This is a genomic window from Limnohabitans sp. TEGF002 (genome assembly GCF_055395845.1).
Genome location: NZ_AP029224.1, coordinates 2,056,637 through 2,074,345 on the forward strand (window position 1 = coordinate 2,056,637; position 17,709 = coordinate 2,074,345).

20 protein-coding genes and 1 tRNA gene are annotated in these 17,709 nt (G+C 56.6%); 9 read left to right on the forward strand and 12 right to left on the reverse strand.

All coding sequences use genetic code 11. The features are described from left to right. Positions 1-22: 22 nt before the first annotated feature. Positions 23-1,393: a guanine deaminase gene (guaD, locus tag ACZ5SR_RS10175; protein ID WP_228768228.1), complete on the reverse strand. Its 1,371-nt coding sequence runs from the start codon at positions 1,391-1,393 to the stop codon at positions 23-25. 143 nt (positions 1,394-1,536) lie between these two features. Between guaD and ACZ5SR_RS10180 the strand changes: the two genes are divergently transcribed. Beyond that, positions 1,537-1,746 carry a hypothetical protein gene (locus ACZ5SR_RS10180; protein WP_464451118.1) on the forward strand — a complete coding sequence of 70 codons (210 nt, stop codon included), beginning with the start codon at positions 1,537-1,539 and terminating at the stop codon, positions 1,744-1,746. A 425-nt stretch (positions 1,747-2,171) separates the two neighbouring features. Here the strand turns inward: ACZ5SR_RS10180 and ACZ5SR_RS10185 are convergent, their stop codons facing one another. After that, positions 2,172-2,807: a TetR/AcrR family transcriptional regulator gene (locus tag ACZ5SR_RS10185; protein WP_090142673.1), complete on the reverse strand. Its 636-nt coding sequence runs from the start codon at positions 2,805-2,807 to the stop codon at positions 2,172-2,174. A gap of 93 nt (positions 2,808-2,900) precedes the next feature. Between ACZ5SR_RS10185 and ACZ5SR_RS10190 the strand changes: the two genes are divergently transcribed. From ACZ5SR_RS10190 to ACZ5SR_RS10205, 4 genes are read left to right on the forward strand one after another with little or no spacing between them, the layout of a single operon-like run. Continuing rightward, on the forward strand, positions 2,901-4,319 hold the full coding sequence (locus ACZ5SR_RS10190; RefSeq protein WP_090142683.1) for a TolC family protein: 1,419 nt from the start codon (positions 2,901-2,903) through the stop codon (positions 4,317-4,319). A gap of 1 nt (position 4,320) precedes the next feature. Continuing rightward, a complete protein-coding gene (locus ACZ5SR_RS10195; protein ID WP_090142672.1) occupies positions 4,321-5,289 on the forward strand; it encodes an HlyD family secretion protein in 969 nt (322 codons plus the stop codon). Positions 5,290-5,296: 7 nt separating this feature from the next. Further along, a complete protein-coding gene (locus tag ACZ5SR_RS10200) occupies positions 5,297-6,469 on the forward strand; it encodes an ABC transporter permease (protein WP_464448585.1) in 1,173 nt (390 codons plus the stop codon). A gap of 1 nt (position 6,470) precedes the next feature. Next, entirely contained in the window at positions 6,471-7,610 is a 1,140-nt protein-coding gene (locus ACZ5SR_RS10205; protein WP_090142670.1) for an ABC transporter permease, read from the forward strand. Between the two features lie 66 nt (positions 7,611-7,676). Here ACZ5SR_RS10205 and ACZ5SR_RS10210 read toward each other — a convergent pair whose 3' ends face one another. From ACZ5SR_RS10210 to ACZ5SR_RS10235, 6 genes are all read right to left on the reverse strand, one after another. Next, a complete protein-coding gene (locus ACZ5SR_RS10210; RefSeq protein WP_276308838.1) occupies positions 7,677-7,799 on the reverse strand; it encodes a hypothetical protein in 123 nt (40 codons plus the stop codon). A gap of 498 nt (positions 7,800-8,297) precedes the next feature. Continuing rightward, complete coding sequence (locus ACZ5SR_RS10215) at positions 8,298-8,654, reverse strand: hypothetical protein (RefSeq protein WP_283225587.1); 357 nt, start codon at positions 8,652-8,654, stop codon at positions 8,298-8,300. A 161-nt stretch (positions 8,655-8,815) separates the two neighbouring features. Continuing rightward, on the reverse strand, positions 8,816-9,244 hold the full coding sequence (locus tag ACZ5SR_RS10220; protein WP_464448586.1) for an organic hydroperoxide resistance protein: 429 nt from the start codon (positions 9,242-9,244) through the stop codon (positions 8,816-8,818). A 34-nt stretch (positions 9,245-9,278) separates the two neighbouring features. Then, positions 9,279-10,436, reverse strand: coding sequence for an NAD(P)/FAD-dependent oxidoreductase (locus ACZ5SR_RS10225; protein ID WP_108364978.1), 1,158 nt, complete (start codon positions 10,434-10,436; stop codon positions 9,279-9,281). Between the two features lie 17 nt (positions 10,437-10,453). Beyond that, positions 10,454-10,621 (reverse strand): rubredoxin, encoded by a 168-nt coding sequence (locus ACZ5SR_RS10230; protein ID WP_108364883.1) that lies wholly within the window; start codon positions 10,619-10,621, stop codon positions 10,454-10,456. A 46-nt stretch (positions 10,622-10,667) separates the two neighbouring features. Beyond that, complete coding sequence (locus tag ACZ5SR_RS10235) at positions 10,668-11,141, reverse strand: rubrerythrin family protein (protein ID WP_108364881.1); 474 nt, start codon at positions 11,139-11,141, stop codon at positions 10,668-10,670. A 132-nt stretch (positions 11,142-11,273) separates the two neighbouring features. Between ACZ5SR_RS10235 and ACZ5SR_RS10240 the strand changes: the two genes are divergently transcribed. Then, positions 11,274-12,182, forward strand: a complete 909-nt coding sequence (locus tag ACZ5SR_RS10240) for a hydrogen peroxide-inducible genes activator (protein ID WP_108364879.1) — start codon at positions 11,274-11,276, stop codon at positions 12,180-12,182. Between the two features lie 396 nt (positions 12,183-12,578). On the opposite strand, the gene ACZ5SR_RS10245 is transcribed toward ACZ5SR_RS10240, so the two are convergent. Beyond that, positions 12,579-13,079 (reverse strand): GNAT family N-acetyltransferase, encoded by a 501-nt coding sequence (locus ACZ5SR_RS10245; RefSeq protein WP_315227408.1) that lies wholly within the window; start codon positions 13,077-13,079, stop codon positions 12,579-12,581. Positions 13,080-13,102: 23 nt separating this feature from the next. After that, complete coding sequence (locus ACZ5SR_RS10250; protein WP_315227317.1) at positions 13,103-13,408, reverse strand: type II toxin-antitoxin system TacA family antitoxin; 306 nt, start codon at positions 13,406-13,408, stop codon at positions 13,103-13,105. A 411-nt stretch (positions 13,409-13,819) separates the two neighbouring features. On the opposite strand from ACZ5SR_RS10250, the gene ACZ5SR_RS10255 reads away from it, so the two are divergent. The 3 genes from ACZ5SR_RS10255 to ACZ5SR_RS10265 are packed head-to-tail and all read left to right on the forward strand — an operon-like array spanning position 13,820 to position 16,655. Then, on the forward strand, positions 13,820-14,506 hold the full coding sequence (locus tag ACZ5SR_RS10255; RefSeq protein ID WP_315235352.1) for a hypothetical protein: 687 nt from the start codon (positions 13,820-13,822) through the stop codon (positions 14,504-14,506). Then, complete coding sequence (locus tag ACZ5SR_RS10260; RefSeq protein ID WP_464448587.1) at positions 14,503-15,435, forward strand: toprim domain-containing protein; 933 nt, start codon at positions 14,503-14,505, stop codon at positions 15,433-15,435. Before ACZ5SR_RS10255 ends, ACZ5SR_RS10260 begins: the two co-directional genes overlap by 4 nt. Then, positions 15,432-16,655, forward strand: coding sequence for an AAA family ATPase (locus ACZ5SR_RS10265; RefSeq protein ID WP_315229783.1), 1,224 nt, complete (start codon positions 15,432-15,434; stop codon positions 16,653-16,655). Before ACZ5SR_RS10260 ends, ACZ5SR_RS10265 begins: the two co-directional genes overlap by 4 nt. A 110-nt stretch (positions 16,656-16,765) precedes the next feature. Here ACZ5SR_RS10265 and ACZ5SR_RS10270 read toward each other — a convergent pair whose 3' ends face one another. Both ACZ5SR_RS10270 and ACZ5SR_RS10275 read right to left on the reverse strand, forming a co-directional pair. After that, positions 16,766-17,500 carry a hypothetical protein gene (locus ACZ5SR_RS10270; protein ID WP_315229781.1) on the reverse strand — a complete coding sequence of 245 codons (735 nt, stop codon included), beginning with the start codon at positions 17,498-17,500 and terminating at the stop codon, positions 16,766-16,768. Positions 17,501-17,611: 111 nt separating this feature from the next. Further along, positions 17,612-17,704 (reverse strand) — tRNA-Ser (locus ACZ5SR_RS10275). Positions 17,705-17,709 lie beyond the last annotated feature (5 nt).

The window sequence follows — 17,709 nt, forward strand, 5'->3', positions numbered from 1 at the left end:
AAGGGTTTTGAGCCATGTCGCTTTAGTTGAGTTGTCCTTGAACCACTGTGTGCGCAATCAGCCGCTCATCGCCCAGCACGATCATGGCGAACAGCCATTCGGCCAGGGTCTCGGTTTGCGCTGTGCGCCGGGCCAGCAGGGGCGTGGCTTTCGGGTTGAGCACCACGAAGTCGGCTTCGCAGCCGGGCAGCAGGTTACCGACCTTGCCGCCCAAGTCCAGCGCTGCAGCAGCGCCCGCCGTGTGTTGCCACCACAGGTGTGCGGGCGCCAGGCTGATGCCAGGATGCCCCACACTTTGCCTTGCCACCGTGTAGGCCGCGTGCATGGTGTGGAAAGGGCTGAAGCTGGTGCCGCCGCCCACATCGCTGGCCAGGCCATAGCGCAAGCTAGCCGCGTCCGAGGCGGTGTAGTCAAAAAAGCCGCTGCCCAGAAACAGGTTGCTGGTGGGACTCACGGCGGCGGTGGCACCCACTTCGGCCATGCGGCAACGGTCGGCTTCATCGAGGTAGATGCAGTGCGCATAAACCGAGCGTTGCCGCAGCAGGCCTGCGCGGTCGTACACGTCCAGATAACTGCGCGCTTCGGGGAACAGTTCTTTCACCCAGCGGATTTCGTCGAGGTTTTCCGCCACGTGCGACTGGATCCACACATCGGGAAACTGCTGCGCGATCTCGCCTGCGCCATGCAGCTGCTCAGGGCTGCTGGTGGGCGCAAAGCGCGGCGTGGTGGCATAGCCCAGGCGGTCCACGCCGTGCCAGCGGCGGATCAGGTCTTCGGTCTGGCGCAGGCTCAAGGCCGTGTCGGAGTCGCGCAGGCCGTCAGGGCTGTGGCGGTCTTGCAGCACCTTGCCGGTGACCATGCGCAGGCGCCGTTGTTGTGCCTCGGCCATGAACACATCGACCGACTCGGGGTGAGCTGTGGCGAAGCACAGCGCGGTGGTCACGCCGTGGCGCATCAGTTCGTCCATGAAAAATGCGGTCACTTCGTGCGCATAGGCCTGGAACGCCTCACCCAGTTCAAAGGACAACGGCACAAACCCCGCCCCTCGGGCGTTGTGGTCTTGCTCTAGGCGCCACTGCTGGGCAAAGCGGTACACCGGCCCACGGCTGCCGCCGTAGCCCATGGCGCGCAAGGCCTCGAACATGGCCTTGATGCCGCGGCGCTCGCGCTTATTGCGGTGCTGGTCGGCCTTGAGCCAGCGGGCCAGGGTCTCTTCAAAAGGCCCCAGGACGCTCACCACCTTCACCCGCTTCGGATACTTCGGCTCCCGCATCTCGGGCTCAGATAACCACTTGCTGGCCGTGTTGCGCGAGATCCCCAGCCGCCGGCTGGCCTCCCGCACCGATACGCCATCCCTCAGCACGAGGCGGCGCAATTTTCTCAATGTGCTCACGTTGATCACTCCTGACCACCTTGCTGAAAAATTCAGCAGCGTAGCCGTCAACGTGGCTCAGTTTTCAGTGTGATTCTCCCCAAATTTGGCCCAGTTTTCGTTGTGATTCAACACTCAGAGCCGTGATCGACGGGGCAGGCATCATGTCCTTGTCGATGGAGATCGCAGCGCCTTACCTCACGCAAGGCACCTTGAAGCGGGTGCTCTCGCCCTGGATCACTGGGCGGGTCAGCTTGTATGCGGCGCTGCCAAGCCGCAAGTTCATTCCCGACCGGACACGGATATTTTTGGAATATTTAATCGAGCAGACACGGCTTCAGACCGAAACGGCCTTGCAGGCATGCGCCACTTGAAGTGCTGGTTCCATCCCGTGAGGCCCACAGTGCGAAACGGAGCGAGTTCACAGGAAGTTGTCAGGCGCTGTGAGGTGGCTGGCAGTTGCAACCGAGCTCGAATAGACCTGTCGTGATGTTTCCGAATGCCCGCTCCAGATCCATGAGCGCCGAAACGGCGGTTACAGGCTGTGACCACCGACCACTGTGAGCGGTCTGGGCCCTGCGGTCAGATCACAAGCATGAGTCTGCGTGCTCACCCATCCCTCACCATGCGTATGGCAGCGCTCGAATGTGCAATGAGCGCCAAGGCTGGGCCGGACATGCACGGCGAAGCCCGGAGCATCGAAAGGATCAATCGAGGGGGGTACTCGATTTCCGCACCAAACTTGCGGCTCTCGGCGTAGACCAAAGTTGCGAACTGCTTGGGCGTCGCTGGGATCAGGTCACCGCCTTGCTCGTACAGTGCCTCGGGGCTTACTCCCTCTTGGCGCACCCTCATGGGTGAATATTTGGATTGTGTTTTTCATGAACGCGGCAGCATTTCCGCTTAGCTGGGGCAACAAGGCAATCTGGTCTTGCTCAATATGCTGCAACACCATCTCATTGACCCCCCCAATCAGACTGGTGGAAAGCCATTGCGGGATCTGGTTTTCGCGCTGATAGGCAGCGGCTTCCAGGAGCACAGCAGCTATTTTTTCCATGGCGATGCGTCTGGCACTCAGGCCTGCGGCGCCGAGCGCTAGGATTTCCACAAACAAGGTACGTAGCAGCACAGGATTGGCGGCCAACGTTTCCAGATAGATCTGGATGGTCCGATCGATCTGGGAACTCCAGTCACCCTGTGGGTCGATGCTTGCACGTAATGTGGCCTCAATCCTCTGCGCAGAGTGATTGAACAACGCAATCAGACATTCGCTCTTATCTTTGAAAAATTGGTAAAAGGTTCTTTTGGACACGTTCGCTTCGCGCACGATGTCTGATGTCGTGAGCTCCGCATACCCACAAGCCGTGACCGCCCGCGCCATCCCCTCCAGCAACCGGGTGCGATGCTCGTCGTCGGGAATTTGGGGGCGACTCATCGCGCAAGTATCTCACATTAGGTACTTGACAGTACCAATAATCCGATTAGAATTTCGATTATGGTACCGATTGGTACCGACAAAGAGAATGCCATGTTGAATCAACCAAATCGATTGCGCACCAAACTGTCACTGTGTGCCTTGATAACTGCGGCGGCCTGCGTTCCCGCGCTGACACGGGCTGAAGCGCTCAGCTTCGAAGAGGCCGCACGGCGCCTCCAAGCCAATTCTGATCGTCTGGCAATGACTCGCTTGTCGGTCGAGAGCGCGCAGTTGAAGGAGCAGGCTACCCGCTACCTGGGCGGCCCCGTGGTGTCCGTAGGCGCCGCCTCCTACAGGTTCCAAGGCGCGGTGCAGGGGGTCGATCTGTCACCGCTGACGCACACCATCGGTTCGTCCATTGCTGCTCTACCCCCTACCTTGGCTGCAGGCCTGTCACGCCTGCCGCAACTGCCGAACAGTGTCGACCTGAGCACTCAGCGCAGCGGCAACACCTCTTCTGTCTCGGCTGTATTGCCCCTTTACACCGGCGGCGCCACCACCGCCATCAAGCAGGCCTTAGAAGCCAAGACCGAAGAGGCCCGGGCGGACGGACGCCAGGCGCAGCAAGAGGTGTTTACGGAATTCGCGCAGCGTTATTTCGGAGCCCAGTTGGCTGAGCGCGCGGCCGGGTTGCGCGAGGCGGCCTTTCGAGCCGTCCAGGAGCATGACGCCGCGACGCAGCGAATGCTTGAAGCGGGCCTTGTCGCACAGGTCGAGCGACTCCAGGCCCGCGCTGCGATGGAGGAAGCCAAGCGGAACGCCCAAAAGGCTCGGGATGACGCTGAGTTGGCGTCTACCGCGTTGGCCAGAACCATCCGCAACGGTGAACGGGTTCAAGCCATGAGCCCTCTTTTCGTGATCAGTTCACCCATTGAGCCGCTTGGCTACTTCATCGACGCTGCTCTGGAACGACACCCAGGATTGGGCAAGGTGGCCGCCAAGCGGCATGAGGCCGAGCAGATTCATGCCCTGGAAGAGTCCCACAAGAAGCCCACGATATTTGCCTTCGGGCAACGCCAGCTCCGCTCCTCGGACCAAGCCAACTGGGTCGTGGGCGTGGGAGTCAGCTGGCGTCTGTGGGGGGGGGTGGACCGCTCCTTGATGAGCGAAGCATCGCATCGGCTCATCGAGATGGCGGACAGCCAGGACAAGCAGGCCCGAAATGACATCGCGCTGCTGGTCGAGAAACGGTGGATGGCCGTTGACCAGACCAGGCGTCAATTCCTGTCCCTGGCCCCAAGTCTGGAATTGGCCGATGCAGTCCTCCAACTCAAGACCAAGGGCCAGAAGGCGGGGACGAACTCCACATTAGAACTGATCGACGCAGAGGTGAACCTGGCTAAAACCAAGACCGAGCAGGCACAGTCGGCTTATGACTATGTTAAGGCCCTCGCCGATCTCCTGGAAGTGGCCGGTCTGTCCGATCAATTCACCAGCTACATGGCCCGTGCCGATCTGAAAGCGCAATGAGATGAATAAGAAACTACCCGTCACACTGGTCACTATCGGCGCAGTGGCAGTTCTCGGCCTGGGCCTGTGGAAGGCCCAGCAGCCTGGCGCGGAGGCCTTCCAGGGACAGATGGAGGTGCAGGAAGTCGATGTCGCTTCCAAGGTCAGCGCCCGCATCGCAGACATCCTCGTCAAGGAGGGGGATGTCATCACGGTGGGCTCACCGCTCATTCGCCTGGACAGTCCCGAGGTGACCGCCAAATTGGCGCAGGCCACGGCAGCCCAGGAGGCTGCCCAGGCCACGGCGGCCAAGGCGCAAAAGGGTGCCCGGCCCCAGGAGGTGGAAATCGCCCGCCTGAACTGGCAGCGCGCCCAGGCCGCGGCGGATCTATCACAAGCATCGTTCAAGCGGATTGAGGGACTGGCCCGGGACGGCTTGATCGCCGCACAAAAGCGCGACGAGGCTGAGGCTAATTTCAAGGCAGCCCGCGATCAGGCCTTGGCCGCGCAGGCCCAGTATGAGATGGCGCGCGACGGGGCACGTTCCGAAGACAAGCAAGCTGCCGCCGCCCAGGCACGTCAATTGGCTGGCGTCGTGGCTGAAGTTCAGGCGGCCAAGGCCGAGACGGAGCTCAAGAGCCCGGTGGCCGGTGAAGTGGTCAAGGTCCTGGGGCGTGTGGGCGAGATCTCGCCCCAAGGAGTGCCTGTGGTCACGGTCGCCAACATGGCAGATCAGTGGGTGGTGCTCAACGTGCGCGAAGACAAGCTCGATAAGTTTGGCGTCGGCAAGGAATTCGATGGCACCTTGCCCGCCTTGAAAGGCCGCAAGGTTCGCTTCAAGGTGTACCGGGCAGCAGTGATGCCCGATTTCGCCACCTGGCGTGCCACGCGCTCCGATCAGGGCTTTGACATCAAAACCTTCGAGGTCCGGGCCCGCCCGTCCCAAGTGATCGAGGGGGTTCGCCCAGGCATGTCCGTTCTGGTCGATTGAATTGACCATGCACCACTTCTTCGACAGCGCCAGGCGGGAAGCCCGTCGCCTAGGCCAAAGCCCCTGGGACCTGGCGATGGTGACGTGGGTGCCTTTGCTGGCCGCGGTGCTGGTCGTGTGGATGTTCTCCAGCGCCATCCCGAGGAACCTGCCAGTCGGCGTGGTAGATGAAGACCACTCCGGGCTGTCGCGGCAACTGGTGCGCATGCTCGACGCCTCGCCTGGCATTCAGGTTGTCGACGAATTCGACAGCGAATCCTCGGCCCAAAACGCTCTCAGGAGCGTGCGGGTATACGCGATGGTCAACATTCCCCGGGACTTCGAGCGAGACATCAAGCGCGGGGTCAAGACCGAAGTCACCCTGCGCCATAACGCCCAGTTTGCCACGCACTCGAGCCTGCTGCAGCGGGATGTGCGCACGGTGGTGGGGACCTTGGCTGCCGGTATCGAAGTGTCGGCTCGAACCAAGCGAGGTGAATCCCCCCAACAGGCCAAGACCAGCTTTAATCCGATCCAGACTCAATCGATTGCGCTGTTCAACGGGTCCGGTAACTACGAAAAGTACCTGACTGCTGCCGTGATCCCGGCCATCCTGCACATTCTGGCAATGACGGCTGGTGCCTGGGCGGTAGGTCGAGAGTTGAGGGACAAGACGCTAGGACAGTGGCTGGGACACGAGGGAGGGCGGTCCGTCGCGGTCGCCCTGCTGGGCAAGCTGGCGATTCCCTGGATGACGCTTACGGGGATCGGTACCGGAGCGCTTTGGTTCATCACGGCCGGGCGTGGCTGGGACATCCCCGGGCATCTTGCCTGGATCTGCCTCGCCCTGGCTTTGCTCATGGCACTGTCTCTGGCCGCGGGTGCTGCGGTGGCCGCACTGACCAAGTCTTTGCGGACCGCGTTGTCCGTGACTGGACTTCTAACCGCCCCGGCCTTCGCATTCAGTGGCATGAGCTTCCCACTGAGTGCAATGCCTGACAGCGCTCGCCTATGGGCGACTTCCATGCCGTTCACCCACTACATCCGGCTGCAGACGGAGCAATTGCTGATGGGCTTGCCGGCCCGCGCGAGTGCTGCGACTCCTGTGGCATTCCTGCTGGCCACTCTGGGTTTGCTCGCACTGGCCGCGTGGGGCTTGGTCCAGGCTCGCAACAAGCCATCGACATGGGGAGCTCGTTGACATGACCCTCCACCACTCAAGAACCCTGAGGACGGGGTTCGTCGCAACGCTGCGCGATGTTGTGCGAGACAAGGGCGTATTGATGCTGCTTTTTGCAGCGCCCTTGTTCTATGCTTTCTTCTACCCTTGGTTCTTCGGTCCGGAGGTCGTGACCCGAGTGCCGGTGGCGGTCATCGACCAGGATCACTCGGCTCTGTCACGGACGATCCAACGCCTAGCACTTGCCAACCCACGGATCGAGGTCAAAGCCGTAGCGTCTGATGAGCGCGCCGCGCAGGCCGCCATGAGTCGCGGCGAGATTGAAGGCTACCTGCTTCTCCCAGACACCCTGAAGGCAAACGTCGCCAGGGGGATGCCAGCTTTGGTGACGATCGTGTCGAACGGCGCCTACCCCATCATCAGCAAGGCGGTGCAGTACGGGTTAGCGGAAGCCGTAGGTGCAGCATCGGCGGGTATTGAAATCCGACAGCGAGAGGCAAAGGGTCAAAGTCCTCGTCAGGCCAGTGAGACTCGTACGCCGGTGGATTTTCAAGCCATTGCCTTGTTCAACGCCACAGAGGGTTACGGCAGCTTCATCGTTCCTGCCGTCGCCCTGCTGATCATGCATCAGACCCTTCTGATGGGAGTGGGGATGTTGGTGGCGACCTGGGTCGAGCAACGTGCAGTTCAAGCAAGTCCTATGGTCTGGATTGGACGCTGGCTGGCATTTCTCGTGCCGGGATTGGTGTCTGGGCTGTTTTATTTTGGATGGATTTTTTGGCTCTATGGCTACCCGCGCGCAGGAAACGTTGCTGGATCCCTAGTCTTCTTGGTCCTGTACTTGTCCGCCATCGTCACGCTGGGCTCATTGGTGGGCCTGTGGTGCCGAGATCGCGAACGGGTCCTCCAAGTGATTCTTTTCTCCACGCTGCCTTTGGTATTTCTTGCAGGATTTTCATGGCCGTCAGAGGCATTGCCTACCGCGTTGCAATACCTGCGTTGGTTGATTCCCACAACGGCGGGAGTCCAGGCAGCGTTGCGTCTGAATCAGATGGGTGCCCCCCTGCAAAGCGTGATGCCGTACCTCGGTTGTCTTTTTGTATTGACCTTGCTGGCCGGAAGCTTGGTATTGAAGTTCGAGGGAAAGTCGCCGCGTGCTTGAGGAGGTGGCGGCTGCCTGCGCATTGAGCGAGGCTGGCGTTGAAGATGCCTCATCGTTCAGGTGGGGTCAAACGTTGACTTCAGATGCGAGGCGGTCATTGGCGAATGGCAAAGGAATTTTCGCTTTTCCCAGTTCGCCGTCTTCTGGATGCAACGGCTCAAATGACCGTAACCAACCTGAAACAGCCATGCTGGCGTTTACTCTGAGCGGATGATCCCTTCAATTGCAGCACTTACTGCAAGGCTCGGAAAATCCGTGGGAGCCACGATACAGCCTTTGTACGGTAGTTAAGTTCGAATGTCCAACCCTGTCAAAAAAGATGTATCCGAACCTAAGCAGGTTGACGTGACGGAGTTCCTAGAGTTCGTACTGTTCAGTGACAGAGAATTCGGCATGATCGAAGCCCCAAAGGGGGAAGTGAATACCGCTCACTAGATCTGTCCCAAATCGAATGCCGCTCGCGGGAACATCGAAGGCTCGTTGACCCTGGCCTGAAGGGGAAGCCTGCATGAAGGATGAACATGCCCCCGAATTTGCGGGTTCGAATCCCCGGCGCCATCAAAAAACGATGCATCCGGACCTGAGCAGGTTGGTGGGGCTAGAATTTCTGCTCCGCCAAGATTCATTCGAACTGATTCCAAGTCGTTCGAACAAATTCCAATCCGTTCGGGGCCTTCCAAAGCCCTCCTAGAACACCTTCCGGACCAGGCTGGCTTCCTCGTAGGCCTCAATGTCCTTGAGTCGGTACAGGACCTTCCCCACGATCTTCAAGTACGGCTGCCCCTCGCCGACGGTGCGCCAGCGCTGAAGCCGCGCGACGGAACACACCCAGCGATCGGCGAGCATTTTCTCGGTCAGGAGTTCTCGGCTGGGTTCGGCCGGGGTCGCTGGAGCCTGGATGAGGGGCTCCGGCTTGGTCTCTCGTGCTGCTGTTCTGACGATGCCGCAGGTCAGTACGTCCAGCACGTCTCGGGTGCCTTCCAGCCGTGGTGTCGCAGCAGAGGGGTGGCCATGTGCCTCGGTGCTTGTATGGGGTGATTTCATACAAGTTCATACCGGTTGGCCTGACGCTTTTTCTCAGCGTGGTGAGGCGGCTTTCGGCCAGAAGCGGTCGCCGGCATGCTCGTCCTGGAAGTCCGTTCTGGGGCGAACAGCGACTCAAGGCACGGTACTCCTTGCTCAGTGCACGCCTGAGGATCGGCAGATCACCCTAAGGTCAGATCGACCACGATGTTGCCGCGCGTCGCGTTCGAATACGGGCACACCTGGTGCGCTGTATCCACCAAGTCCTGCGCCACCGCACGGTCCAGCCCCGGCAGGTTGATGGTCATCTGCACGGCAATGCCGAAGCCCTGGGAGATCGGGCCGATGTCCACACTGGCTTCAATGCTGGCATCAGCAGGCACGGCTACCTTCTTCATGCCGGCCACATGCTTGAGTGCGCCCATGAAGCAGGCCGAGTAGCCCGCCGCAAACAGCTGCTCGGGGTTGGTCGCGCCGCCCATGCCACCCAGTTTCTTTGGCGGAGCGAGTTTCACATCAAGCAAGCCGTCGTCGGACACGGCGCGGCCATCGCGGCCTCCGGTCGTACGTGCCTTGGCGGTGTAGAGGACTTTGTCGAGTTTCGTGGTCATGTCATTTCTCCATTTCAGGGGTTAAAAAATCAATTCACGCCAGCAGCGCTGGCAAGCTTTTCTGCAAAGCAGTTTTGTTCGTTGTAGCCTGGCCTGCCAGGGCGAATCCCAGCAGAGTGCCATCGTGGCCCACAAAGCGGGCATCCACCCCATCGGTGCTCGTCTCGATCTGCCACTGGCCTGCCACACCCGAGGCCGGTGGCGACACCACCACCGGCAGTGCCGGAGTTTTGACGACCACCGGCATGGCCGGGTAGCGCAGGCATGCAGCCTGCCCCGCCAGGTGCGCGGCCAGCGTGCGCGCCGCCTGCATGAGCGGCATGACGTAGGGCAGGCTGCGTCCCTCGACTTCGGCCACATCGCCCAGGGCATAAATGTCTGGCTGGCTAGTCTGCAACTGGCGGTTGACGACAATGCCTTGCGCCGTTTGCAGTCCGGCTGCTTGTGCCAGCGCGGTGCGCGGGCGCAGACCCACAGCCGACAGCACCACATCCGTGCCCAGACGTTGGCCGTTTGCCAGTTCAAGCTGCAAGTCTCCGGGCTGCGCATGAACGGCCTGCACTGACGAGCCCCAGTGAAAGCGGACACCTGCGTCGCTCAGTGCACGCTGCAGCAGGTCGCCAGCTTCGGGTGGCAGCAAGCGCCCCAGGGGCTGGGTGCCCGGGTCGACCACGTCCACTTCGTAGCCAGCCGCGACAAGGTCATTGGCGAATTCACAGCCAATGAGGCCAGCGCCGATGACCGTGACGCGGCGAGCACCTTGGAGCCGCTCTCGGAATGCAGCGTAATCCTGCAAATCGTTGACCGAGAGCACCCGATCTGCGGCGTCACCCTGCAAAGGCAGGCGCACCGCGTCCGCCCCCAGGGCCAGCACCAGACGGCTGTAAGCCACCGTACCCTGACTTGTACTGATGGTGCAGGCCACCGGATCAATCGCCGTCACCTCGGTGTGCGCCATCAACTTGACCCCGTGTTGCTCTGCCATGGCAGCACTCGTGGTGCTGACCAGCTGGGCTGCGGTTTTGCCGCTGCTCAGGGCATTGGACAACATGGGCTTGCTGTATAAGTCGCCGTTGTCGCGGGTCACGAGGGTGATGGAGGTGTGGGCATCGAGTTTGCGCAACTCGCGCACCACCGTCCAGGCGGCCAGGCCCGAACCCACGATCACCAGGTTTTGAGCGGGTGCAATCATCCAGGGCTCCTGCTCGTTCAACCAATCTCAACCATTTCGAAGTCGGCCTTGGCCACGCCGCAATCGGGGCATTCCCAGTCTTCGGGAATGTCTTCAAAACGAGTGCCGGCAGCGATGCCGTCTTCAGGGATACCTTGGGCTTCGTCGTAGATGAAACCGCACACAATGCATTGCCAGACTTTCATGGTGTTCTCCAGAATTTAAGAATGTGAAATGAGGTAAAAGAAAGGCTCAGGCCTGGATGGCGTCGAGGGCCTTCTGGTAGTGGTTGGCATGGCGCTCTTCCACCTTGGCCAGTGCGGCAAAGCGCTTGGCAGCTTTTTCGAGCACGGCCTTAAACTGGCCGGCGTGTTCTTTCGACTCGCTGATCTGCTCGTCGATCTCGGCCACGGCCGCAGCGTTGCCTTCTTCGACCGCCGTCTGGCGGAAACCGGGGTACATCTCGCTGTACTCGTAGGTCTCGCCCTCGATGGCGATCTGCAATGCCTTGGCGGGGGTGATGTCGGCCGCGGGGTAGAGCAGGTCGAGGTGACCAAAGGCGTGCATCACTTCCTGATCAGCGGTCTGCTCGAAGATGCGGGCCGTGTCTTCGTCGCCTGCGGCGCGGGCCAGCTTGGCGAAGTAACGGTACTTGATGTGGGCCATCGATTCGCCCGCGAATGCGGCTTCGAGGTTCTGCCAGGTTTTGATTTCGGGACGTGCCATTTTTAAGCTCCTTGGTGGTGAAGATGTGTTGCGATGGGATGAATTGTGGATTTCGGCGATCAATCGGTCCAACGCATAATTTCAATTGAATCAATCTAAAATTCAGATAACAAAGCCCCAAGGAACCCGACCATGGCTGCCCTGCCCTCTCTGAGACAACTGCGCTACCTGCTGGCCCTGGCCGAGCACCTGAACTTCACCCGCGCAGCCGAAGCGAGTTTTGTGAGCCAGTCCACCCTGAGCACGGGACTCAAGGAACTCGAATCCACCCTGGGTGTGCAACTGGTGGAGAGGGACAAACAGACCGTGGCGCTGACGGCGGTAGGCAAAGAGGTGGTGGCCCGTGCGCGGCAGGTGCTGGCTGCTGCCGAAGACCTGAGCGACTTTGCATCGGACGCGTCACGACCCATGCAAGGGCAGCTGCGCCTGGGTGTGATCCCCACCATTGCCCCATTTGTGCTGCCGACTGTCATGCCCGCCCTTCGCGAGAAATTCCCGCAGCTGCAGTTGGCCTTGCGCGAAGACCTGACCGCCCATCTGCTGGAGCGGCTGCGCGACCGCCAGCTGGACTTCGCACTGATCGCACTGCCCTACGACACGGATGACCTGCGCGTGCAACCGCTCTACAAGGACAAGTTCTGGCTGGTGGGACGAGAGCAAGACCCCGCCATCACCGGCAAAGCGATCCAGCTCAGCAGCGCATGGACGGAGCGGTTGCTGCTGCTCGAGGAAGGGCATTGCCTGCGCGACCACGCTCTGCAGGCCTGCCGGACGGCAGAGGTTGCCAGTGTGGACGGAATGGAAGCCACCAGTCTACTGACGCTGGTTCAGATGGTCGCCTCAGGCATGGGCGTGGCCTTACTGCCGGAGATGGCGATCAAGAGCGGCCTTCTTCAAAATCTATCGCTCAAAGCAATGCCTCTGGCAAACCCTGCCCCCAAGCGGGTAATTGCATTGGTGACTCGCGCCACATCCGCCCACTCGGCCGAGTTCGAAGCGATTGCGAAGGTGATGGTTGCTGTCCATCGTAAAAAGAATTAGAAGCCTACCGTTACACAACTGCCGTATCGATGAATTGAAAGGCGGACATGCAGCAAACGCTGCTCACCGACTGCTTGGGGTCGGTTACTGCCGGTGACTTGCCACGTAGCTACGACTGCATCCAGCCTTTTGCAGACTATTACCTACAATCAGTTTTACACCTAAGTACTTTGATCTCTTGTGTAGCAATGAGGTTTGTCGTCAGGCGATATCTGCTTTCGTAAGGGTCTTCTACAAGCAAAACAAGTACTCACAAAACTCAATGTCGTGTTTTCAAATCTACTGAACAGCTCATGTCTGGACTTGTCGCGGTAAGCCTTCGTAAGGTGAACTTTTGTCGCGAAATCACTCTGTAATTTTCGAGTTGCGGATCACCTACTTACGGATGCATAGCTGCTACTTAATCAAGCTCTTCACCATAGCGAGCGGTAGAAACATAAATAGTGGTTGTTGAGGCAGCGCTACGAACCCGTGATGCGCATAAAAATTTGCCGCTGTAGCATCTTTGGCATCCACAACAAACGCATATGCTGCAATTTCTGCAGTGGCAGCTCTGTGCAATGCATCTGCCAACAAGGCGGCGCCAAGACCTTGGCCTTTAAAAGACTTATCTACGGCCAGCCGCCCCATGCGGACCGCAGGCACGCTGGGATAGCGAGGAAGTTTTTTAACGGTGGCTTCGGGCAGGTCAGCCAACACAACACTAGCTGAGGCAAGTGTGTAGTAACCAGCGATTTGCCCATGCATAGCAGTGGCAACAAAACAAGCTGTCACTCGGCGCTTGATATCTTGACTTACCTGAGTTCGGAAATATCGATCCAAGGGTTCAGAACCACTGTCAAATATTGACCGGTCACTAGCAGAATCCAGCGCGGCAACAGAAAATTTATGTGCCATTGGGTGGCTGACTTCAGCCAAACTTACGCCGCCAAAAGCTTGCTAGCTTTAGCAAAAGCACGCTTGAGGGCTGCATTTGGCTTTGCAGGCGCTATCAACGCATTAGCAAACGTCTCTTGATCCACGACAGACAAACGCACCTGATCAGACTGGGCAATTGCGCTACTAGCGGCTATCTGCAACGCATGTACGACAAAGTCAGTCATGGTTCGACCTTGTATCTCAGCTGCACGTTTCACAGTCATATGTAAATCTTGGCTGATCCGAGCCTCCAGTCGAGCGGACTGAGGTTTGAATGAGCGCGGTGCAACAACGGCTCTAGCAGTCATGACATTTCTCCTAATTTCACCAAGATTGTACGGCACTTTGCCGGAAAAACAAATCCCCTTTTATTAAAGAGGAAGCCGAATCAGCCCAAACGCTAAACCACAGCAAGTGTGCACCACAGCTACTTACTGACTGCCAGCGTTTCGCATGAGAGCAAATCAGCTGATCCATGCCAACTGGCCTAACTCCTTTCTTCCCGAAGACCCAAACAAAAGCTCAACAACAACACACTTCTTAAGTGTGTTGTTGTTGAGCTTTTGTCAGGCCCCGTCGCACCAGATGGTACGAAGCCAACCTGGTGACTTGAATGGAAAAATATTTTCGGACACACCCTTAAAAAAAATTAGCCACAAGCGATTACATCAGAAGGACCTTTCGCATCGTGCAGAAAGGCCTTCACAAAAAGGGAACATATGACAATAAAAGATTACGACTGGGGCTTTGGTCGAGGCTTAGAAAACATGGCGATCAGCGGGGCGCTGAATGCAGAAAGTCCTAATCCGCGCTCGCCCGCTTACGCACTACAAGCACTTGCTCGGACATTTCAGAACCGAACCCAACAAAACGAAAATTACTATTTTTTCAAAAACATGTACGAATTTTCCGATGACGACTTTCGAGGTGTCGTCGGATGGAATGAGCAACATTCGTGCTGGCAAGTCGGCGGTGGAACGCACGTACCAGTTAGGCAAATCGCTCAAGTTGCAGTGCGCTGGTATGCACATGGGTGGGACTTAAGCCGTCACACACGAGATAGCGAAGTCATATACCCAGAGGACCTTGGACTTTTAGCAGACGAACATGAGTCCAAGCATTTATCAGCAGCCTTGATGCCATTGAAAGACGAAATAACCAGACGATTTTTTACTGCGCGAGCCAGCGCTCGAATTGGTTACCTTGATGTTTATCGTTGTGAAGATGAGCAATTCACAGCTGCAATTGGCTGGTTCGACGACTATCGCACTCACAGAATACTTGAGCCAGTTAGCAATTTTTGGCAATTAGAGGTTCGCAAGGTAATGCCGCTGCTGAGTGAATTGCACGTAACGAGCTACAGACTTCAGTGTATCTACGCCAAAGAAATGGGATTGCTGCGATGAGAAAGTTTGACATCACCAAAGAGATCATTGGTCGCACTCCAGAAATTCTCGAACTACTCGGAGTGGATGAACGAGCAATGCAGCGAAAAGTACATTGCCCTATTCCAAGTCACGCGGACGAAAAACCATCTTTTCGTGTGTACAAAGATGATGACAGGTTTAATTGTTCGTGCTACATGAGAGGAGGATCAATGATTGACCTCGTCATCAAGATGGAACGCGCAAAAAACTTCTCTGATGCTGCAAGATGGCTTAGAAAAAATCTTCTTGGTCACACGCCACAAATCGAGAAGATCAAAGTTCACGACAACTTCATTCCAGAGCACGGCAGCAAAAAAGATTGCTCAGATAGGGACGACATCTTGCGAGTTCTAGCGCGCTGCGTCGACGTCCCTCTATTTCATCCATATGTGGTGAAAAAAGGCATCTTGCCTGTTGGCGCTCGATTCGAACCGATTCTCAAAAATCTAGTTCTGGCAATTCACGATAACGAATACAACCTTCAAGGCATCGAGTACATCGACCGCCAAAACAACAAGTTTTGTGTAGACGGCACAAAGAAAACGGGGAACGGTCTCATGATCGGGAATCCTGACGCGAGTCCAGTGCTCGGAGTAGCAGAAGGATGGTCCACCGCTGTTTCGATTCATATAGCGTTGGGGGGATTACCGGTCCTAGTAACGTTTGGTGCTGCGAATCTAAGTGCAGCAAAAAACTTCGCACGACAAGGACAAGCTGTATGGTTTTTTGCGGACAACGATAAAACAGGAGTGGCTGCAGCCAAGCACGCAGCGAGCTTGCTAAACCCTCCGGGATATGTCTTGACTTCTACTTTAGAAGATTTCAATGAAGATTTTGTTGCAATGTTGGGGGACACAAACTTTTCCCGCTTGCGTGAAGCTTTGCATCAAGCGAGGAGAAAAAAATGAAAGCAGAGAAAACAACACTTGGGCTGCTCAGTTCATTTTCGGGGTTACCAGATCAAAGCCCGTTCGGGGCCGCGCGCAGTATCAAAACTGAAGCACGGTTGAAAACACCTCCTTTGGAGTGGTTAGAGTCACCGATTGATCTTCGCGACACCGTTCGTGTGGCAAACGAAAAAATTGACTACGCCATCTCTCCCATTTTTAGAGCTGGCAGAGCCGCCTTGATAACGGGGCTTGGAGCCTCCTCTAAATCCACTCTTCTAAAAGAACTTGCGATCGCGGTCACCACAGGAAAAAGTGCACTGGGAATGAACGTTCCTAAACCTGGTAAAGCAGTTTTGATTCTCGCTGAAGACACTGGTGAAGATGCGCACCGAAGTCTTAATGCGATATTTCAAGCTATGAACTTGAGTGATGACGATGTCGCGCTCGTACACAAGCGCCTGATCATTTTTGCGGCGGCAGGTTCAGATTGCGTGATCGTCTCAAGCGAAGGGGATAAGTCGTCGCTTCGACTTGATCAACTAATTAACTTTGTACAAGAACTGGGAGATGTTCGCCTTGTCGGATTAGATCCAGCGATTGCACTAACTAGGGGTCGCGAATTAGATGAGCTTGCACAGCGGGACCTTGCAAACACTATAGAAAGAATTGCGTTTGAAACAGGTGCAGCGGTTATCGTCATAAGTCATGCGGCTAAGTCAGTCCAATATCAGCAAGAAGTTGGCTCTCACGCCAGCAGAGGTAGCGGCGCTATCACCGACGCCTTCAGATTAGAAGTCTTAATGCGAGTAATGACTCCCAGGGAGGCTAAAGATTTTCGAATAGATGATCTGCAACGACACCGTTTTGTGCGAATGCAAGTGACGAAAGCTAACTCGCTTCCACCAGACTTAATGCACCCCGTCTGGCTTGAGAGAGTTAACGGCGGAGCGTTGACACTCTCAAGTTTGAAACCTGCGACTGTTACAAGGCCGCGATCCGCACTTGAACTTTTTTTCGAAGCTAATCCAGAGACTGGCGAACTCAGCCCGATATCTCTTTCGTTTGCGACATGGAAGGTCAAGGCTTTAGATGCAGGCTTATTGACAGGGAAGACAGACTCAGCACGCGACATGTCAGCAAGACGATTGCTAGCAACTATTAAGAGTTCAAAATGGATTGAGGTACATCAAGGAATTTACAAGCCAACGGACGAGGGCATTGCCGAGCTTTTAGGATAAGGAATGCAGCAGCAGCCTCGAACATCTGCTGCAAGTCATTGCAATGAGAACTATCCTAAGCTCCCAGTGGTTTATCAAGCGGGCCGCTCCTGGCTGACTAAGGCCTTGAATCATTCGTTGTGCAGCGAAGCGTTGGGGAAGTTTGTAGAAAACTTCCACTTCATTTTGCCCAGTCGATACGCATGTGCGATGACTTTGCTACCGAGATTGAAAGTTATCAAAACAGCGGTGCTTGTGTTCATGAATGCCGCGGCATTTGGGCTAGCAGGTACGCCAAGAAAGTGGCTAGTTCGCATGACAAGAAGCTGATCATCAATCGATTCAGCCTCTTCCACTCTGTACCAATAATCATGATCGCTGACGTAAGGCGGGTTCAAAACTTCTCTTGGATATGCATCACTGAGCATCTCAGCAACGAATTCCCGCTCATCGGTACTGCTGAGCAGCGAAAGGCGATTGCACATGGCTTGGAAAGTTCTGGCTCTTTCTAATTTTGCAAGCTCGGCCCTGACACTTAATCGCCTACTGAGTCTAGTACTAGCAGGCTGCTTGCGTAGTTTTGAACTTGCCTCAGGCTGAACTGAGATTGATTCTTTTGAGACTTGCTCACCCGAATACAACCAGTGGGCGACATCAAGCAAAGCAACACACCAACGACCGCCAAGTTTTTGGATCTTGAACGGCAAAGCACCGCGGGCAATCAGACCTTCGATAGATCTTTTTGTTTTTCCCAAAATTTTTACAATGTCGCCTGTGAACAACACAGACTGCCCCGGAAACTGGGTGCGCAACTCTTTTAAATAGTCATCAAGCTCCACAGAAAAGCCCCCAAACAAAAAACCCACCAAAAACCCACAGGGAAGTGAGTTTTGATGGGTATTTGTAAGCAGTTGAGTGCGTCAAGGTACAAGTCAGAATTTGTTAAAAACTTATCTAAGTCCTTGATTTATATAGCTTGGCGGAAACGGAGGGATTCGAACCCTCGATGAGGCTCTACACCCCATACTCCCTTAGCAGGGGAGCACCTTCGGCCACTCGGTCACGTTTCCAGTGG

Coding starts and splice junctions, on each gene's coding strand:
- ACZ5SR_RS10245 (WP_315227408.1), bottom strand. CDS start 13,079: ATGGCACATAAATTTTCTGTTGCCGCGCTGGATTCTGCTAGTGACCGG.
- ACZ5SR_RS10190 (WP_090142683.1), top strand. CDS start 2,901: ATGTTGAATCAACCAAATCGATTGCGCACCAAACTGTCACTGTGTGCC.
- ACZ5SR_RS10195 (WP_090142672.1), top strand. CDS start 4,321: ATGAATAAGAAACTACCCGTCACACTGGTCACTATCGGCGCAGTGGCA.
- ACZ5SR_RS10185 (WP_090142673.1), bottom strand. CDS start 2,807: ATGAGTCGCCCCCAAATTCCCGACGACGAGCATCGCACCCGGTTGCTG.
- ACZ5SR_RS10220 (WP_464448586.1), bottom strand. CDS start 9,244: ATGACCACGAAACTCGACAAAGTCCTCTACACCGCCAAGGCACGTACG.
- ACZ5SR_RS10180 (WP_464451118.1), top strand. CDS start 1,537: ATGTCCTTGTCGATGGAGATCGCAGCGCCTTACCTCACGCAAGGCACC.
- ACZ5SR_RS10205 (WP_090142670.1), top strand. CDS start 6,471: ATGACCCTCCACCACTCAAGAACCCTGAGGACGGGGTTCGTCGCAACG.
- ACZ5SR_RS10250 (WP_315227317.1), bottom strand. CDS start 13,408: ATGACTGCTAGAGCCGTTGTTGCACCGCGCTCATTCAAACCTCAGTCC.
- ACZ5SR_RS10260 (WP_464448587.1), top strand. CDS start 14,503: ATGAGAAAGTTTGACATCACCAAAGAGATCATTGGTCGCACTCCAGAA.
- ACZ5SR_RS10255 (WP_315235352.1), top strand. CDS start 13,820: ATGACAATAAAAGATTACGACTGGGGCTTTGGTCGAGGCTTAGAAAAC.
- ACZ5SR_RS10230 (WP_108364883.1), bottom strand. CDS start 10,621: ATGAAAGTCTGGCAATGCATTGTGTGCGGTTTCATCTACGACGAAGCC.
- ACZ5SR_RS10210 (WP_276308838.1), bottom strand. CDS start 7,799: ATGGCTGTTTCAGGTTGGTTACGGTCATTTGAGCCGTTGCATCCAGAA.
- ACZ5SR_RS10225 (WP_108364978.1), bottom strand. CDS start 10,436: ATGATTGCACCCGCTCAAAACCTGGTGATCGTGGGTTCGGGCCTGGCC.
- ACZ5SR_RS10240 (WP_108364879.1), top strand. CDS start 11,274: ATGGCTGCCCTGCCCTCTCTGAGACAACTGCGCTACCTGCTGGCCCTG.
- ACZ5SR_RS10200 (WP_464448585.1), top strand. CDS start 5,297: ATGCACCACTTCTTCGACAGCGCCAGGCGGGAAGCCCGTCGCCTAGGC.
- ACZ5SR_RS10215 (WP_283225587.1), bottom strand. CDS start 8,654: ATGAAATCACCCCATACAAGCACCGAGGCACATGGCCACCCCTCTGCT.
- ACZ5SR_RS10235 (WP_108364881.1), bottom strand. CDS start 11,141: ATGGCACGTCCCGAAATCAAAACCTGGCAGAACCTCGAAGCCGCATTC.
- ACZ5SR_RS10265 (WP_315229783.1), top strand. CDS start 15,432: ATGAAAGCAGAGAAAACAACACTTGGGCTGCTCAGTTCATTTTCGGGG.